The sequence below is a fragment of the Thiohalobacter thiocyanaticus genome, from assembly GCF_003932505.1.
Taxonomy (GTDB): domain Bacteria; phylum Pseudomonadota; class Gammaproteobacteria; order Thiohalobacterales; family Thiohalobacteraceae; genus Thiohalobacter; species Thiohalobacter thiocyanaticus.
Genome location: NZ_QZMU01000001.1, coordinates 1,208,762 through 1,225,774, shown reverse-complemented (window position 1 = coordinate 1,225,774; position 17,013 = coordinate 1,208,762). Strand labels below are relative to the sequence as shown.

Here is a 17,013-nt window from a genome sequence, read left to right as displayed (position 1 = left end):
CCCCTGATACCTGTCGGGTCCAGCCTTGTATTCAAGGCACGAGTCATCGTGTCCTGAACCGACGGCAAGCGGGGAGACGACCATGGACCGACAGTACAGATCCTGCGACCGGCAGCGCCGGCGCGAAAGCGGATTGCGGTGGCGGCTGTGGGAGTTGCTGAGCCAGCTCGCCTGGAGCGGCGGCTGAGCCGCTCCGCTGCCGGATCAATGCCGAATCAATCACGAGGAGACCGCAGTCATGCTGAAACGTATCGCCGTTCTGGGTTACGGGGCGCTCTGCTATGCCCTGTTCTTCGCCACTTTCGTCTATGCCGTCGGCTTCATCGGCAACCTGTGGGTACCGGTGACGCTCGACGGCCCGGTGGATGTGCCGCTGGGTCAGGCGCTGGCCACCAACGTCCTGTTGCTGGGTCTGTTCGCCGTTCAGCACAGCCTGATGGCACGGCCGGGGTTCAAGCGCTGGTGGACGCGCTATGTGCCGCAGCCGGTCGAGCGCAGCACCTATGTGCTGTTCTCCAGCGTGCTGCTCATCGTCCTGTTCGCCTTCTGGGAGCCGATGGGTGGGATGGTCTGGTCGGTCAGCGATCCGCTCCTCCGGGGGCTGATCCATGGCCTGTACGGGCTGGGCTGGGCGCTGGTGCTGGTGTCGAGTTTCCAGATCAACCATTTCGATCTGTTCGGCCTGCGCCAGGTCTGGCTGTACTTCCGCGGCCGGCCCTACAGTCATCTGCCGTTCAAGACGCCCTGGCTGTACCGCCATGTGCGCCATCCACTGTACGTCGGCTGGTTCCTGGCGTTCTGGGCCACACCCACCATGAGCCTGGCGCACCTGCTGTTCGCGCTGCTGACCTCGGCCTACATCCTTATCGCCATCCGGCTGGAGGAGCGGGACCTGGTCGGTTTTCATCCCGAATACCGGGGATACCGCCAGCGCGTGCCCATGCTGATACCGCGGCTGAACCGGCGTCCCGCCACCGCCGCCCTGGCCGACAGGGGGGAATGACCATGCTGCGCGACAAGACCCTCGACTGGTGGTACTGGCTGGCGACCGATGTCCTGCTGATCAATGGCCTGGCCGGCGGCCCCGGCGGCTTCGTTCCGGTCATTGCCCTGACCGTGGTCCAGCTGGTGCATTATCTGCTGCGGGAGCGTGCCCCCGGCGCCTTCCCGGTACAGGTGCGCACGGGTTATCTGCTGCTGCTGCTGGTTGGCCAGTGGCCGTCGCTGGCCTTCATTTACTGGATCCAGCTGGCCGGCACCACTGCCATGGTGACAGTGGGCTACTGTCCGCTGGCGCGGATGCTGTCGCTGCTGCCCTGGAATCGCACCCGTCCCTTCAGCCTGGCCCTGCTGCGCCGGACCTTCCTGATGCCGCCGACCCGGAGCAGTGTGCTGCAGGCACTGGCCCGCGAGCCCTGATCCCGGCAGTCGCCTCCTACTCCTGCAGTGACGGCAGCCCGGACCCGTTCCGGGCTGTTTTTTTTCATGGCCGCTTGTCTGTGGCCTGGAAGTTGCAACAGCCCTTCGTGTGTCACTGTGGTTACCTCAACTCAAACGGGTAAGTCTCTGTATGAAAAAAATATTCTGGAATCGCTTCGGTGCAGGACTGGCGGCGCTCTGGCTGTGGCAGCCGGCAGTAGGACAGAATTTTGACGTCAAGGTCCCGATGCAGGCCAGGAATGCGGCGACCTTCTATGTCAGTGCCGAGATCGACGGCTTCGGGAAATCGGATTTCCTGGTCGATACCGGCTCGGGCTATATGACCATCAACGAGGATACCCTGGCGATATTGCAGGATGCGGATCAGGTCGAATACATCAAGGATCTGTCAGGCATCCTGGCCAATGGCGACCGGCTGCAGGTGCCGGTGTACCGTATCAATCGTCTGGCGATCGGCGGGCAGTGCGAGATCCGGAATGTCGAGGCCGCGGTATTCCCCGGCAGCAGCCGGCAGATACTCGGACTGAGTGCCCTGACCCGGGCCGCGCCCTTCGTGTTTTCCACCGACCCGGCGGAATTGTTGCTGACATGCGGGGTTGAGGAACTGGCGGCAGCCGACACCGTGGTGCAATAGGTGCCGGTGCCGCCAGGATAAGGGGAGGGGGGGATTACATCCCGGATTCGCTGTCCGATTCGATCTCGAAGGCGCTGAACTCGGACTGGTCGATCTGACCGTCGCTGTTCTGATCCACGGAATTCCACTGGCTGGTCAGATCCCCATGGGCCTGGGCCTCCTCGGCGGAGATGTAGCCGTCCTGATTGGTATCAAGCATCTTGAACAACTCGTCCTGCTGCTCCCCGGCGATGGCGGAGCCGGCGGCGAATGCCGAAACACAGGCGATGACTGCGATTTGCTTTTTCATGGAAGTTCCTCCTAACGCTGTTATTTATCGGTGTTACGAACGTCATGCGCTCGTGGCCGATATGAAACGCCCGTTTCGGTCCCTGCGCCGTTAAATGGATCACATTTCACATGCGCGGGCATGACGCGGCCGTGCCGGTCGGCATGTTTAGATGCCGGCTCCCATCCGGTAACATAGGCGCCGTGTTCCTGTTTACTGAATCAACATGAAAATTGCGGTTTTATCCGATGTCCACGGCAATCTGCCGGCCCTGAGCGCGGTTCTCGACGACATCGAGGGCTGGGGGGCGGATCAGGTGATCCTCAATGGCGATCTGGTCAATCGCGGTCCCTGCAGCCTGGAGTGCCTGCGGTTGCTGCAGACACGCGTTCCCGAGAGCCGCTGCATCAAGGGCAATCACGAGGCCTACGTGCTGGCCTGTGCCGAGGATCCGCTGTCGCCGGAGGACCCGACCCGCGAGCTGCGCCTGTTCGCTCACTGGACTTACCATCAGCTCGGGTCGGCGGTGGCCGATATCGCGGCCTGGGTCGAACACTATGATCTGGATGCGCCGGCCGGGGCATCCCTGCACATCACCCACGGCTCCCGGCTGGGCTACCGCGCCGGCATTTCCGCCAGCACGTCCGCAGAGGAGCTGGCGGAGAAGCTCGGGCCGCCCCGGGATCTGTTCGTCGGCTCGCATACCCACAAGCCGCTGATCAAGCGTTTCAACGGCACCCTGGTGGTGAATACCGGTTCGGTGGGCCAGCCGCTGGACGGTGACGAGCGCGCCGCCTACGGCCGCTTCACCCTGGAAAATGGTCGCTGGCAGGCCGAGATCGCCCGGGTGCCCTTCGACAAGCCGCGCGCCCTTCAAGACATGGACGAAAGCGGCTTTCTCGAACACGGCGGCGCCGTCACCCGCCTGATCCGCCTGGAGCTGGAACAGGCACGCATGCATGTCGGGTCCTGGATGCGTGAATACCTGCCCCGGGTCAAGGCCGGCGAGATCAGCGTCGCCGCGGGCGTCGAATCCTATCTGAGATCCTGCGAGGCGTAACGCTGCACGTAAAGCCAGTGTCGGGCGGGCGGGGTTTTCGGGCGCATGTGCGAAGCACGCTAAGCCCGAAAACCCTGTCCGCCCGGCACCGGCCCGCCCCCCGGCGTCGATGCTGGCTGAATCCGGCCGCGGACACCGGGTCGGTAGGTCAGGTGAATTGCAGGTCGGGTTAAGCGCAGCGTTCCCGGCAACCCCGATTACGGTCTGGTCTGATCCCGATATTATTCTGGTGGGTCTCGTGGATTTCGTGGCGCCTTTGTTCTTGCGTCGTGGATACACAACAGCCCTGTTGTTTCGTAATCCAAATGTCATGACTCCGTAATCCAAACGTCATACCCCATCCCTACACTGCGCCCCGTATTCAATCATTCTTTCACTACCAATACGGGGAAATGTTATGCGTATGCACAGGATGACAGCGGCGGTGACCGCCCTGATCGGCGGTACCCTGCTCGCCACCACGGCCACCGCCGGTGTGACCGTATACCAGGAAGGCGACACCTATGTGAAGCTCGGCGGTCGCATTCAGCTCCAGTATCATTATGCCGATCCGGACAACGGCAGCAGCGAGGACGAGGTCTTCTTCCGTCGCTTCCGTCCCTATATCGAGGGCAGCGTGCATCCCGACTGGAAGGGCAAGTTCCAGTGGGACATGGGCAAGGCATCGGGTGACAATGAAATCGCCGTCAAGGATGCCTACATGCAGTACACGGGCATGGAGAACATGAAGTTCACCATCGGCAACGCCAAATTTCCCTTCTCGCGCGAGAACCTGACCTCGTCCAAGAAGCAGCAGCTGGTGGAGCGCACCTTTGTCGGTGACCACAATTACGGCAGTCCTGACCGTACCGCAGGCATTCACCTGACCGGCAAGAGCGGGGACCTGTTCACCTGGGGGGCGTCCTTTGCTTCCTCCTCGATCGATCCGGACGAGGACAAACTGGACTTTGATACCCCGGTCAACAGCAACAGTGACTTCAACGAGGGCTGGGTTTACGGCGGCCGCGTCGATTTCCATCCCTTCGGGCCCCTCAAGTTCTCCCAGGGTGATTTCAAGGGCGAGACCAAAGCCACCATCGGCCTGGCGGCCTTTCAGTGGGAGAACGACAACGACAACAACACCAACCAGGCCGGCAAGCCCGACGTGGACAGCGTGACCGGCTTCGAGATCAGTGGCGCCTTCCGCGCCGCCGGCTTCTCAGTGGACGCCGAGTACAATATGTTCGACGCCGACACCGTCAACGGCGCCTATACCGGCGGCATCTTCCGCAACGGCAGTACCGATCTGGAGAACTGGGCGCTGGAAGGCGGCTACATGGTCATGCCGGGCAAGCTGGAGCTGGTGGCCGGTTATGAGTCCCAGGACGCCGACAACTACGGTAAGGAATGGACCCGCACCTCGGTCGGTGCCAACTGGTTCGTGCACAAGCACGACCTGAAGTTCCAGCTCACCTACCGCATGGGCGAGAACGTCGACGGCGTCAACGGTGCCGATGAGGACGAGGTCTTCCTGCAGGGCCAGTTCGTGTTCTAGTTCGTCCGGAGGTGATTCCCCTTAGCCTCCTTCATGCAGGGATGCTTGAGCCCCGCCTTATGGCGGGGTTTTTTTATTGCAGTGAGGAGTGAGGAGTGAGGAGAAGCGCAGCGCAGCCCGTCATCTGCTCCATGCCAGGCGCAGGCCGCGTGAGACATTCCGGAAATGCGGCTTGATCAGGACCGGTACGAACAGCAGGGCGACGAAGGCCAGAGCGGCCAGGATGTCGATCAGCGGCCCGGCGGCATGGGCACGCCAGGTCAGGGGCATGGCGAGAAATATCGCCAGGATGCTCCAGCTGTAGACATCCAGCGAATTCTCCCCGAGCCGGGCCGGAAACCGCAGCCGGGCAAACCAGTGCCGGGGTTTGAGCAGCCAGACGAACAGCCAGGCGACGAGGGCGAAATTGATCAGTCGTACCCATTCCAGGGTGCGGCGGGAATGACCGGCCTCGATCCATTCCGGGGCCGGCAGCCAGCCGTGGCGCCAGGCCATGAGCAGTGACACTCCGACAACAGCGACCGGCAGAAGGGAGGGAGAGGTCGGAACCCTGAACGGCAGAGCCTTTGCCCGCCGATACCCCAGCCAGTTGCCGGCGATGAACAGCAGTTGCCAGGCCGTGATATCGAACAGGCCGGGGGCCAGTTGTTCCCGGTCCAGCGGCAGTGCCTGGAGCAGCGTCTCGCGCAGACCGTGCTGGCTGGCCCACCACAACAGCAGGCTGGCCGTGAGGATACCCGCGCTCCAGCCACGCCGGTGGGCCTGCAGCAGCAGGGGAGTCAGGGCCAGGAAAATCACGTACAGGGGCAGGATGGACAGAAAGTTCGGGTTGTACAGCAGCACGGCGCTCAGTCCCAGGCCCGTCCAGGGCGCCTCGGAATACAGCGGTACATAGCCGCGCCAGTAGCCGGCATAGAGGCTGCTGGACAGGGAGAGAGTGATCAGGCAGACGACGATGAACAGATGAAAGCCGTAGATCTGCAGCGCACGTTGCAGGCAATGGGCCGTCACCCGCGGATATCCCGGCCGGCCATAGACCAGGCCCGACATGTAGCCGGAAAGAAAGATGAAGCCCTCGGCGGCGGAAACATAGCCGAAGGTCTGCCAGGTCAGTGTGCGCAGGGTACCGCCGAAGTGGTCGAAGGTGATGACGATGAGAAACAGGCCCCGGAGAACATCGAGGGAGCGGTCACGGTGCATGGATACAACTTTATTCTGCGTGTCGGGATATCAGCTTAGCGGCGACCGCTGGCCGTAATTTAACATTGACCACGATTGCCATGCTATTCAATGCCTTCCGGCCATGCGCAGCGGCGCGTAGTGATTGTGTTCCGGTTGTCCGTACAATGGCCGGATGCGCCTTGACCGCTTTCTCAGCCAGAACACTGCCCTGACCCGTTCCCGCGCCCGGCAGGCGATCCGCCGCGGCCGGGTGACGGTGGCCGGGGCCCGGGTAAGCGATCCGTCGGCGCCGCTCGCGGACACGGCCGAGGTGCGGCTGGACGGCGAACCGCTCAATGCGACCGGCCCGCGCTACTTCATGCTGCACAAGCCGGTGGGCTGGGTCAGCGTGACCCGCCACGATCGGCATCCCACGGTGCTGGACCTGCTCGGAGTGGAGCCGCGTGCCGGGCTGCATGCGGCGGGGCGGCTGGATCTGTCGGCCTCGGGCCTGGTGCTGATCACGGATGACGGCGACTGGTCGCATCGGTTGACCTCGCCGCGGCGGCGCTGCCCCAAGCGCTACCGCGTGAGCCTGGCCGGGCCCCTGACCGACGTCCAGGCCGCTGCCCTGCGCGAAGGCGTGGTGCTGCGGGGCGAGATCACTCCGACGCGGTCGGCCGGGCTCGAAATCCTGGATTCCACCACCATCCTGCTGACCCTGACCGAGGGGCGCTATCACCAGGTCAAGCGCATGTGCGCCGCCGTCGGCAACCGGGTGGTGGCACTGCACCGGGAGGCCATCGGGCCGCTGGAACTGGATCCCGGTCTGGCCCCGGGGCAGTGGCGGGTGCTGACAGCGGAGGAGATCAGGCAGGCGGTGGTTGATTGAGGGAATGCAGGCCCGTTTCCGACCTCAGACGGGGTTGCAGAGAATACTGTGTATATCGCGGATCGGGCTGATTCACTCTGGTGAACCAGTGTCAGTGGCGGGAACCCTTTTGAGGGCGCATGTGCGAAGTTTGCACGCTAAGCCCTCAAAAGGGTTCCCGCCGCTGGCACGGCACTGATCAACCGGCACCATCGAAGCTGGGGCAGGCCAGTGCCGGGCGGGCGAGGCTTACGGGCTTAGCGTGCAAACGGCGCACATGCGCCCGTAAGTAAGCCTCGCCTGCCCGGCACCGGCTTGAGCGGGGCGGGAGTTCTGCGTTTGTTCCGGCCTACGAAGAGCTGTTCTGCAGCTGATCCAGGAAAACCCGGCGGGCCTGTTCCAGCCGTGCGTTTAGCTGTCCGTCGTTGCCGCACCCGGCCAGCAGCTGCCGGCATTGATCGTAAAAGGCGTCGAAGGCCTCCAGTACGACGGCGGCCGGAACTTCACGGTGGGCGGGCGCCGCGGCGGTCGTCTCGGAAGGGCAGGGCTCGACGGCGGCCGAGCGCTTGATCAGCTGCTGTCGGCCGCTGGCGGCATGCACGGCCAGCAGGGCATTGTGTTTGGTATAGATCTCTCCCTCCAACCGGAACCGGTCTCCGATCCTGAGCTGATGAAAACGCATTGGGGACTCCCTGTTGCAGGCCGTGGAATGCAGGTGTCTGTCGTTGTATCCGGTACCGAACCTGTGGACTGACTGAGCGCCGGGCTCAGAAGCCGGGGGCGGGAACGCTGTCGTCGAGCGGCTTCAGCCCCAGGGGGTTGTGCGGATCCACGCTGTCCTTGAAGGGAAAGCGGCGGTCGATGTTGGTGGTCTGGTAGACCTTGCCGATCCAGTTGTTGATGACCGCTTCGGCGCTGTCGTGCCAGGTATTGTCCAGCCAGCGTGTGATCAGGGCCTCGGGCAGTTCCGGCAGCGGGTCGCCGCGTTCCAGCGCCCTGGACGAGCACCAGCTGGTCCTGGTGCTCGTCCAGGATGGCCTGGACGGTGAGACTGAAATAGTTGTCGGGAAACGGCGGGTAATCGTCCCGCTCGCCGTTGATGAAGTGCCTGATCTCGCGCTTGTATTCCTTGAGCAGGCTGATGGCGTCGTACTCCGGATGGCCCTGGAAGAAGATCAGCCGGAAGCCGTCCTCGCTCACGGCCAGGTGCACATCGGCCTCCTCGCTTTCCACCAGGATATGCAGGCCGGCGGCCTCGAAGTCCTCGCGGTCGACCTGGTTGAAGCGCGAGTGCGGGACATCGAAGCGGGTATTCATGCCGCTGACCAGGGGGTGGCGCCGGCGCATGACCCGGTGCGGATACACCCCCCAGCGCTTGAAGCCCAGCGGCCGGCGCTTGCGACCATAGCGGAATTCCATCACCGCATGGGTGGCCAGGCAGGAGCAGACGGTGGAGGTGACATTCTCGTAGGCCCAGTCGATGACCTCGATCAGCGGATCCCAGAAGGGCTGTGCCGACAGCTCCGGGCCGACCACGTTGGCGCCGGTGATGATGAGCGCATCCAGGCCTTCCTCCTTGATGCGGTCGAAGGGTTCGTAATAACGCTCCACATGTGCCTGTCCCTCCGGCCCGCGCTTGAGTTCCCTGAGCGTGAAGGGGTGGATGTAGAACTGGGCGATCTGGTTGCTTTCGCCGATGAGCCGGAAGAACTGGCGCTCGGTGGCGGCAAGTGCTGCATCCGGCATCATGTTCAGCAGGCCGATGTGCAGCTCGCGGATATCCTGACGCACGGCCTCGTCGTTGGTGATGATGGTCTCGCCCTCGCCGCGCAGGCGATCGAAGGCGGGCAGTTCGGAGTTGGCGACCAGTGGCATGCGTACTACCTCATTAGTGTTGACAGGCCCTGTCCAGGACGTCGCAGACCAGGTCCAGGAAGTCGTTCTCGTCGCGGACCCGGTGCAGTTCGTCGGTGGTGATGGTGTAGCCGTGCTGCTGGGCAATCGCCTCGTAGCGCGGGATGCGGGAGTAGAACAGGTGCGGAAAGATCCAGCGCACGAAGTCGTCGGGGTTTGATCAGGGCCACATAGGGTAGATCATTTTCCTGCATGTAGGCCTCGAGCTGTGTGTCCAGAAAGGCCTCGCGGTAGTACAGCGGCTTGGGCGAGCGCTCGGCACGATGGATCAGGGCCTTCTCGTCCTTGTCGGTGGCCTGGATGTAGAGGATCAGGGTGTTTTCCGCCAGGGCCTCCAGGGTCGGCGGATCATCCAGCTCGCACACGCTGCCGCCCGCGTCGTTGATGAAATGCTGGTAGCCGTAGATCTGCCTCGCCTTGCCGATGAACTCGGGCACGTCGCGCATGGCGGCGATCTCGGCGGCATGGTGCAGGGCCTGGCGGCGCTTGAACTCCTTCAGGCCCAGGCCGCCCAGGCTCGGATTGCCCAGCTTGCCGAGGAAGCTGGAAACCGGCTGCAGGTTGTCGACTGTGATATTGTTGATGACCTGGATGGAATCCGAACGCAGCAGGTCGCGCAGAAAGGGGATCTGCATGGCCTGGAGCTTGATGTTGTCCAGGATGGACTCGTCCAGGTAGCGGGTGCCGATGCGGTAGTCGCCGGAGAAATGGAACCAGTTGCGTCGGCGCAGGAGGTTCGACAGTCGGGTCTTGCCCACCCCGGACATGCCCAGCAGGGTGATGCACTTGTTGTCCCAGTCCCGGAATTCCTTCGCGCTCAGCTTCACACGCCGTCTCCCGCCTGCCGGTAAGTGGATTGCCTGCCTGTATTCTAAGGGATTTTCGGCATGGGTGACACACGCCTGTCGATGACTGGGTTCTGTAACCCTGATTGGCTATCATGCACCCGATACCTGGTACCTGGTTTGAACTATGAATGACGCCACACTCGAATCCGATACGGCCGGCGACGGCCTCCAGGCGAGCATCGCCCGCCAGCGCCAGGCGCTGGCGGGGATGATCACCATCCCGCTGCAGCGCCTGGCCGAGCGCTGCGCCCCCGGATCATGTCCGAGGGGAATGCTCACCAGCCATGGTTTCCGGCCTGCATGAGCGGCCCTATTGCAGAGTGTTCCTGTACGTGACCCGACAAGCACGGCCAGCCAGATCTGCGAAAAACGCCAGGCCCCAGGGCGGCTTCCAGAGCATTTCGGCGCGACGTTCACAGCCGCCCCTACATGAACGGGTGCTGGCCGATCGAGGGTATGCAGCGGTCGAATCCTAATGAGCCTGCGCGCCCACCGGCCCTCGATCACGGCGGTCCAGGTGATCCGCCGGGATGACGGGATCGTGGGCTTTCTGGGCGCGGACTTCGATCTGCGCGATCTCCCTCTGACCCGCAAGCTGTACGACGAACCGCATCACTGGCGTCAGCTCAAGGGCGATCCGGCCATCCGCCGCAATGTCTTTCTGCAGACCCGCACCGAGACCGAACTGGACCGGCATATCCGCGACGTGCTTGCCATCATGGAGGAACTGATCATCGATCACGGTGTGTTTCACTGCATCCTGCATTTTTCCAGCAATCGCGCCACGGTCTGGTTCGTTGACGATCCCTACCGTTACCGCCTGCTGGATCTGGATGCGCTCATCGACCCGGATGTGTGCATGGCCTTCGGCCGCACCCCCTATCCCGACAAGGCCGTGGTGCCGGCCGAGCGGGTGCGGGAAATCCTGAACAGCTTCCGTGAGCTGCGTTTCGCTGACGAGACCATCTATCTGCGCTCCGGCTCGCTCAATATCTTCAACGGGCTGGTGGCGCTGACCTTCTCCTGCGACGGCAGCCACTACCTGCCCTATGCCGAGTTCCTCGATCACGACATGCCCTTCTGGAGCGGAATCCGCGGTTCATCCGTCTGAAGCGTGCGGGATTGCCGGGGCGCCAATGCGCTATCATGCCCGCCGGGCAAGGGGAGACACAGGCATGAGCATGAATCTGGCGGTCTATATCAACGACGGCAAGCGGCTGGAATTCGACCGCGGCCGCCCCCTGCCCGGACAGGTACGCAACCGCCTGGAGGCGCTGGAGCTGGAGCTGGACCGGGGCGTGGATCTGCCCCAGGGCCGTATCGAGACGCCCACCACGGAGCAGAAGGCGCACTTTGCCATCGAGCAGCTGCTCAACCAGCTGGCGCGCGCGCACGATGATTCCGCCGCCACCCTCTGGTGCGCCTATGTCGCCACCCGGCTGCCGGAACTGGCCGCCATCCGGGTCACCGAGACCGCGGACAGCTTCGAGGTCAGCCTGCAGTTCGGCTGAAATCTGCCGCTACAATCCCTGAACCCGAACGGCGTTGCCGTTCCTTGCTGTAGGAGTGCTGCAGCGGCGGGCCGGCGCCTTGCGAACAGGCGCACAGCCGCGCTGAAGGCGGCTTTGTTCGGGTCCAGGGACTGTGTAAATTCCGGAGGATTTTCGTGATGATGGCATGCCATCCCTTCAATCTGGTGGTCGGCAGCCGCCTGCAGCTGGAGGCGGAAAGCGACGACTGCAGTCGCACGGTCACCCTGCTGGGTTACATGGAACCGCATTCGGTCATGCTCAGCTGGCCCGAGCGGGATGGTGTGTGCATGGCGCTGGCGGCAGGGGAGCCGGTCCTGATCCGCTTCGAGGCCGGCGACAGCCTGTACCAGTTCCAGTCGCGTGTTCTGTGCACCTGCACCGACCCCTACCCCTACCTGCACGTCGCCTTCCCCGAGGGCGTGCAGAGTGTGCGGGGGCGGCGCGCCTCGCGCGTCCCGGTCAACGACATGGCCATGATGCTGGTGATGGAGGAACAGGGCCAGAAGCTGTCGGTGGCCCTGGCCGACATCAGCATGACCGGGGCCCGGCTGGTGGCCGGCATCCGCCTGGGCGAGGTCGGGGAGCGTTTCTCCATCGAGATCCCGAGCCTGAACGGCAGCACCGGCGGCAAACGCCTGGTGCTGCCCTGCGAGGTGCGCTATGTGCGCGAGGAAATGAGCAGCAATGCCGGCAAGCGGGTCTACCACCATGGCGTGGAGTTCGCCGGGCTGAATCACCAGGCTATGGCCTTCATCGAGGAGTACATCGGCAACAAGGTGGTCGAGCACCGCGGCGCCGGGGGCTGATTTCGGCTCTCAGCGTTACCTCACTCAGGTAAAGACATCGATGCCGCGCACCGGCGGCTCGTCCGCGTCGACCTTCTCGGGATTGCGGCGGCGTTCGCGATTGTTCCGGGTGTCGAGCAGGACCGGGATGTCCCGTTGGCGCCGGTCGCGGCCCTTGCGCCGCTCGTGTTGGCGTGGCTGTACCCCGGGGGGTGGGCTTTCGGGCTCGGGACGCGCCTCGGTGCCGGCGATGGCCGGCTTGGGCGCAGTTGCGCTGACGGCCTTGGTTTCCTTCGGGCCGGTGTTTTCCCGCTCCAGGGCCCGGGTGCCCAGGTCGTCGGGGCGGTAGTTGGTGTTGATTGTAACCATCTTTCTGAATTTTAAGGCTTTACTGGTCTCGATTCCAGCCGGGGAGGAGGCGTGGCCCGGCTCAGGCCCGGGCCAGCAACAGCCCGGCGGTGTCGGTGAACTGGTTCCCCGCCTCCCCGATAACGGCCGCGGCGTCGAAATCTTCAGCCCTGAGTTCCAGTATCTCCCACACCACCGGATCGATCGGGGTTTCCGGCGCGGCGGACTCGGCGAAGGCGCCGATCTCCGAGCGGTTGGCCAGGGTCTCGGCCAGATGGACGATGGCCGCCTCGATCCGGGCCGAGGCGGCGTAGGCGGGGATATGGTGATAGCGGATCGCCTCGCACATGGCCTCGGGCAGGTGCCAGCGCTCGGCCAGGGCCCCGCCCACATCGGCGTGGGAGAAGCCCAGCTCGGCCAGCTCGGCCTGGTGCAGGATGGCTTCGTCGCCGTCGCTGACCAGCAGCAGGTCACGCATCAGTTCGGGCTGGCGGGCGTACAGGGCCAGGCTGCCGATATCGTGCAGCAGGCCGCCGACGAACAGCCGTTCCGGGTGCAGGATCCGGCACTGCCGGGCCAGGTTGCGCGCAATGATGCCGGAGTAGAGTGAATGCCGCCAGAAGGTGTCGATATTGACCAGTTTCACCGGCAGGTTGGAAAAGGAGCGGATGGCCGTGACAGCGATCACCAGGCTGTAGAGTTCCCGCACCCCGAGCACCGTCACCGCCCGGCTGATGGTGTCGATCCGGCGCGGGAAGTTGAAATAGGAACTGTTGACCAGTCTGAGCAGCCTGGCCGTCAGGCTGGGATCATGGCTGATGACATCGCCGATCTCCCGGGCCGAGGCGTCGTTGGACTCGATCAGATCGAAGACCTTCACGCAGACATCGGGCGGGGAAACCAGATAAGCGACGTCGTCGACGATCTCCTCGATCAGGTCCGGAGCGAGGTCATGGGTGGCATGTGATTCCGGCTGCTGCATGGCGACGGGCCTCGTGCGGTTGTGTCGGTTCTGGAAAGCATGTCGGCGCCGGTTCACGCAAATTGACCCTGACGGCCGCAGCGTCCGTGGATTTGCGCCGCCCGTCACAAATTTGACGATTACCCTGTGTTACTTCTCCCTCAAGGCTTCAGAAAGCAGCCTGCCGGACCGCAACAGCGGCAAGAGCACATCCGCGAGAGGTTGTCGTCATGAACATCATCCACATCGACCAATTCAAGGCCCGCACCGAGCTGGATCGCGATACCACGCTGGGCCTGCTCGACCGCTGCCGCAGCCTGGCCGCCGACCGGCTCAAGCGGGCATTGACCGCCATGATGGCCAAGGTCGACGACCGGTTGTACGAGCTCTCGGAAAAGGACGAACAGGCCCAGAGCGCCTATTTTCAGGCCATGCGCGATCTGCGCCTCAAGCGCAGCGATGTCGAAATCGGCTTCCAGCGCGAGTTCATCAGCGGCTTCGACCGGGCGCTGAAGGAATGCGGCATCGAGCTCGCACAGGCGGAAGGCGAGACCCGACTCGAACTCAGCCTGATGGACGAGCAGGACCTGGAAGAGGACATCGCCATCCAGGACATGATCAGCAAGCTGGAGATGATCGGCGGGGTCGAGCTGGACGGACTCAACCAGCGGCTGGCCGTGCTCACGGGACAGGATGAGATCACCAACGAGAGCAATCCGCTCGGACCGGCTGTCGTCTGTCATGCCTTCCAGCAGGCCTGCAAGCAGCTGGACGTGGGCCTGTCGGTCAAGCTGGTCATGTTCAAGCTGTTCGACCGCTATGTGGTCAGCGCCACGGTCAACGCCATCTATGCCGAACTCAATGCCCTGCTGGTGGACAACCAGATTCTGCCCGTGCTGCCGACGCGCGGCCGCGGCGACTCGGATGCCTCCGACAAGGACGATGTTTTTGCCCAGCTCGAGCGGCTGATTGCCGGCGACCAGGCCCTGGGCCAGAGCCAGGCCTCCACGCCCGCCCAGCAGCATTTCATGTCCGCGCTGCAGGAACTGCAGCAGGCCGGGCCGGGTATGGCCGGGCGTTTCGAGGGGATGCTGGATCCGCAGGCGCTTGCCAGCGGCCTGGTCAACGTGCTGCATCAGCTGCGCGAATCAGAGGCCGGCCGCGGCCTGAGTCAGCCGGACGGCATGACCATCGACGTCATCGCCATGCTGTTCGACTATATCCTTGAGGACAAGTCCATCCCGGATCCGATGAAGGCGCTGATCGGCCGTCTGCAGATTCCGCTGCTGAAGGTGGCGCTGCATGACAGGCGCTTCATCTCCAGGCGCAAGCATCCCGCCCGCCGCCTGCTCAACCTGCTCGCCGAGGCCGCCATCGGCTGGGACGAGACCCTGGGCAAGGAGGACGCCGTCTACCGCAAGGTCGACGGGGTGGTTCAGCATATCCTGGACGAGTATGAAGACGATGCCGCCCTGTTCGAGCCGCTGGTGGAGGATTTCGAGCAGTTCCTGCGCGAGGAGCAGGCAGCGGCTCAGCAGCGTGCGACCACGGCCGCGCGTATGGCCGAGTCGCGCGAGCGCCTGCAGGGCGCCAAGGGACGGGTCGAAGCGGAGATCAACCAGCGCCTTGAGCAGAGCGGTGTGCCGGAACTGGTGCAGCGCTTCATCAGCACGCACTGGCGCAGCATGCTGCTGGTGACCTATGTCAAGGAAGGTGAGGGCAGCTACGGCTGGAAGCGCGCGCTGGTGACCATGGACAACCTGGTGTGGAGCGTCACGCCCAAGACGACCGAGGAACGGGCCCGCCTGGTCAAGGTGCTGCCCAGCCTGCTGCAGGTCTTGCGCGAAGGCATGCAGCTGATCGCCATGCGCCAGGAGGAGCGGGATCACTTCCTGGCCCAGCTCGCCGGGTGTCATGCCCGGGTAGTCAATGCCGGTTCCAGTACGGCGTCCAGTCTGCAGGAGCAGGGTGCGGTCTATGATTATCTGCGCAACCCGGGCGCCGGTGCGCCGGTGCCGCCCCAGGCCGTGGCCGAGCTGGAGGCCGAGGCCCTCGAGGTCACGTCGGCCACCTTCCGCCAGCTGGTCGAGGAGGGCGTGATCGAAGCCGAGGAAGTGGAACTGGCCGGCGATAGCGAATCGCTGGAGGCGGCCGATGACGGCATCGACATGGTCGACCTCAAGCCGGAGTACCTCGATCTGGTGTCCAGGCTCAGGCAGGGAACCTGGCTGGAGTTGCGTGATGAGCAGGGTCAGACCATCCGGGCCAAACTGACCTGGGTCAGCCCTGTCACCGGCAAGTATCTGTTCACCGACCGCAAGGGCATGAAGGCCGCCGAGAGGACCCAGCACAGCCTGGCGGCGGAATTCCAGTGCGGCAACGCCAGTGTCATTGAGGACGGTGCACTGATGGACCGTGCCGCCGGCCGCATGCTGGACGGGCTGCAGCAGGCGGGGTGACACTCAGGGGCTGATTCAGCAGCTGAGTACAGGGTCCCCGGCAACGCTCGCTGTATGCGGAATCTGTGTCGGTCGGGCAAGGGTTTCCGGGCGCATGTGCGCAGTTTGCACGCTAAGCTCGGAAACCCTTGCCCGACCGACACAGCCCGCCCCGGCCGTTACCACTCATAGCCCACGTTGAGCAGATAGCGCGTATCCGTGCTGTCATTGCCGACGGCCGGGGTGTTGTCCCAGTCCACATCGACCTGGGCGGTGGCGGTCAGGCCCTGTCCCAGCGGGGCCCGCAATCCGGTCCGGCTCAGAATCATTATGTCGTCGACGTCCTCCAGCCCGGCCAGGCCTTCATGATAATGGAAGAAGCGTATCCGGCTGCCGAACAGCAGGCGGTCGTAGTTCAGCGCCCAGCGGCCGGCCGGGTAGCTCTCGTCCTCCTTGTCGTAGAAGTCCTCGTTGACATAGGTCAGACCGCCTTCCAGTGACAGATTCAGCGGTTCGGACTCAAAGAACTGATAGCCCGAGCCCAGGCCGAGAGTGGTACGCAGTTTCAGGTCCTTGAGCTCGTCGCGGGTGAACAGGGCATTGGCATAGTTGTACCATTTTTCGCTGACGAAGTGGTCGTACTTGCCGTAGCCGGTGGCGTTGGACTCGGTCTCGGTGCCGCTGTCGGTGGTGCGGTTGAAGGTCGCGCCGACGGTGAAGCGGTTTTCCAGCGTGCGGGCCACCACCTCGGTGTCCAGATGATACTGCTCGGTATCGGTGTTGCCGCTGCTGATATTCACGCCCACATTGACCCGGCCCTTGATCCGGACCCCGCCGTTGACCTCGACCGGCGGATTGATATAACGCACCGCGGACAGTGCGATGGGCGCGGTCTCCATGACCTCGTCGGCCCTGATCCGTACCTTGCCGTCCTCGGTGGGCAGCAGGGTTCCGGTCAGACGCGTCTCGTCCTCCAGGATGACCTGCACCGGCTTCTCGCTGATCAGTTGCCTGACCTCGGACCACTGGATACTGAGCGTGCCGGCATAGGGCGTGTCCAGGGTCAGGATGTTTTCCCGCTTGGTGACCACCGTCCCGGTGAGGCGGTCGCCGTTGTTCATGATCAGGGTGTCGGCGTCGGCACCGGTACTGGTCAGCAGCAGGGCAAGTGCCAGCGTCGGGCATGGGATGGGCAGGCCCGTTCTTCTCATTTTTCTCT

17 protein-coding genes and 2 pseudogenes are annotated in these 17,013 nt (G+C 63.8%); 11 read left to right on the top strand and 8 right to left on the bottom strand.

Annotated features, from left to right (window positions below):
* Positions 1 to 238: 238 nt before the first annotated feature.
* The 3 genes from mddA to D6C00_RS05790 all read left to right on the top strand — a co-directional run bounded on the left by mddA (position 239) and on the right by D6C00_RS05790 (position 2,074).
* Complete coding sequence (gene mddA / locus D6C00_RS05800; RefSeq protein ID WP_125180846.1) at positions 239 to 1,003, top strand: methanethiol S-methyltransferase; 765 nt, start codon at positions 239 to 241, stop codon at positions 1,001 to 1,003.
* 2 nt (positions 1,004 to 1,005) lie between these two features.
* Positions 1,006 to 1,419: a hypothetical protein gene (locus D6C00_RS05795; RefSeq protein ID WP_125180845.1), complete on the top strand. Its 414-nt coding sequence runs from the start codon at positions 1,006 to 1,008 to the stop codon at positions 1,417 to 1,419.
* 151 nt (positions 1,420 to 1,570) lie between these two features.
* Positions 1,571 to 2,074 (top strand): retropepsin-like aspartic protease family protein, encoded by a 504-nt coding sequence (locus D6C00_RS05790; RefSeq protein WP_125180844.1) that lies wholly within the window; start codon positions 1,571 to 1,573, stop codon positions 2,072 to 2,074.
* A gap of 34 nt (positions 2,075 to 2,108) precedes the next feature.
* On the opposite strand, the gene D6C00_RS05785 is transcribed toward D6C00_RS05790, so the two are convergent.
* A complete protein-coding gene (locus D6C00_RS05785) occupies positions 2,109 to 2,363 on the bottom strand; it encodes an EH domain-containing protein (protein ID WP_125180843.1) in 255 nt (84 codons plus the stop codon).
* A gap of 205 nt (positions 2,364 to 2,568) precedes the next feature.
* On the opposite strand from D6C00_RS05785, the gene D6C00_RS05780 reads away from it, so the two are divergent.
* Positions 2,569 to 3,402, top strand: a complete 834-nt coding sequence (locus D6C00_RS05780; RefSeq protein WP_125180842.1) for a metallophosphoesterase family protein — start codon at positions 2,569 to 2,571, stop codon at positions 3,400 to 3,402.
* A 403-nt stretch (positions 3,403 to 3,805) separates the two neighbouring features.
* Positions 3,806 to 4,936, top strand: a complete 1,131-nt coding sequence (locus D6C00_RS05775; RefSeq protein ID WP_158675316.1) for a porin — start codon at positions 3,806 to 3,808, stop codon at positions 4,934 to 4,936.
* A 120-nt stretch (positions 4,937 to 5,056) separates the two neighbouring features.
* Here D6C00_RS05775 and opgC read toward each other — a convergent pair whose 3' ends face one another.
* Positions 5,057 to 6,136: an OpgC domain-containing protein gene (opgC, locus tag D6C00_RS05770; protein ID WP_125180840.1), complete on the bottom strand. Its 1,080-nt coding sequence runs from the start codon at positions 6,134 to 6,136 to the stop codon at positions 5,057 to 5,059.
* A gap of 154 nt (positions 6,137 to 6,290) precedes the next feature.
* Between opgC and D6C00_RS05765 the strand changes: the two genes are divergently transcribed.
* Positions 6,291 to 6,989, top strand: coding sequence for a pseudouridine synthase (locus D6C00_RS05765; RefSeq protein WP_125180839.1), 699 nt, complete (start codon positions 6,291 to 6,293; stop codon positions 6,987 to 6,989).
* 328 nt (positions 6,990 to 7,317) lie between these two features.
* Here D6C00_RS05765 and D6C00_RS05760 read toward each other — a convergent pair whose 3' ends face one another.
* The 3 genes and pseudogenes from D6C00_RS05760 to D6C00_RS05750 form a co-directional block, all read right to left on the bottom strand.
* Positions 7,318 to 7,650, bottom strand: a complete 333-nt coding sequence (locus D6C00_RS05760) for a hypothetical protein (protein ID WP_125180837.1) — start codon at positions 7,648 to 7,650, stop codon at positions 7,318 to 7,320.
* Between the two features lie 85 nt (positions 7,651 to 7,735).
* Positions 7,736 to 8,843 (bottom strand): annotated as a pseudogene (gene metA, locus D6C00_RS05755) (homoserine O-succinyltransferase MetA).
* Positions 8,844 to 8,856: 13 nt separating this feature from the next.
* Positions 8,857 to 9,649: pseudogene (locus D6C00_RS05750) on the bottom strand (ATPase).
* Between the two features lie 205 nt (positions 9,650 to 9,854).
* On the opposite strand from D6C00_RS05750, the gene D6C00_RS16020 reads away from it, so the two are divergent.
* The 4 genes from D6C00_RS16020 (at position 9,855) to D6C00_RS05735 (ending at position 12,068) form a co-directional block, all read left to right on the top strand.
* Positions 9,855 to 10,034 (top strand): hypothetical protein, encoded by a 180-nt coding sequence (locus D6C00_RS16020; RefSeq protein WP_241546805.1) that lies wholly within the window; start codon positions 9,855 to 9,857, stop codon positions 10,032 to 10,034.
* Between the two features lie 171 nt (positions 10,035 to 10,205).
* Positions 10,206 to 10,841 (top strand): hypothetical protein, encoded by a 636-nt coding sequence (locus tag D6C00_RS16015; protein WP_241546804.1) that lies wholly within the window; start codon positions 10,206 to 10,208, stop codon positions 10,839 to 10,841.
* A gap of 64 nt (positions 10,842 to 10,905) precedes the next feature.
* Positions 10,906 to 11,241 carry a hypothetical protein gene (locus D6C00_RS05740; RefSeq protein ID WP_125180835.1) on the top strand — a complete coding sequence of 112 codons (336 nt, stop codon included), beginning with the start codon at positions 10,906 to 10,908 and terminating at the stop codon, positions 11,239 to 11,241.
* 158 nt (positions 11,242 to 11,399) lie between these two features.
* Positions 11,400 to 12,068: a flagellar brake protein gene (locus D6C00_RS05735; RefSeq protein ID WP_241546906.1), complete on the top strand. Its 669-nt coding sequence runs from the start codon at positions 11,400 to 11,402 to the stop codon at positions 12,066 to 12,068.
* A gap of 24 nt (positions 12,069 to 12,092) precedes the next feature.
* Here D6C00_RS05735 and D6C00_RS05730 read toward each other — a convergent pair whose 3' ends face one another.
* Complete coding sequence (locus D6C00_RS05730) at positions 12,093 to 12,416, bottom strand: hypothetical protein (protein WP_125180826.1); 324 nt, start codon at positions 12,414 to 12,416, stop codon at positions 12,093 to 12,095.
* Between the two features lie 61 nt (positions 12,417 to 12,477).
* On the bottom strand, positions 12,478 to 13,377 hold the full coding sequence (locus D6C00_RS05725; protein WP_125180824.1) for an HDOD domain-containing protein: 900 nt from the start codon (positions 13,375 to 13,377) through the stop codon (positions 12,478 to 12,480).
* 209 nt (positions 13,378 to 13,586) lie between these two features.
* On the opposite strand from D6C00_RS05725, the gene D6C00_RS05720 reads away from it, so the two are divergent.
* Positions 13,587 to 15,815: a DUF1631 domain-containing protein gene (locus D6C00_RS05720; protein WP_125180823.1), complete on the top strand. Its 2,229-nt coding sequence runs from the start codon at positions 13,587 to 13,589 to the stop codon at positions 15,813 to 15,815.
* A 158-nt stretch (positions 15,816 to 15,973) separates the two neighbouring features.
* On the opposite strand, the gene D6C00_RS05715 is transcribed toward D6C00_RS05720, so the two are convergent.
* Complete coding sequence (locus D6C00_RS05715) at positions 15,974 to 17,005, bottom strand: DUF481 domain-containing protein (RefSeq protein ID WP_125180821.1); 1,032 nt, start codon at positions 17,003 to 17,005, stop codon at positions 15,974 to 15,976.
* Positions 17,006 to 17,013: the final 8 nt, after the last annotated feature.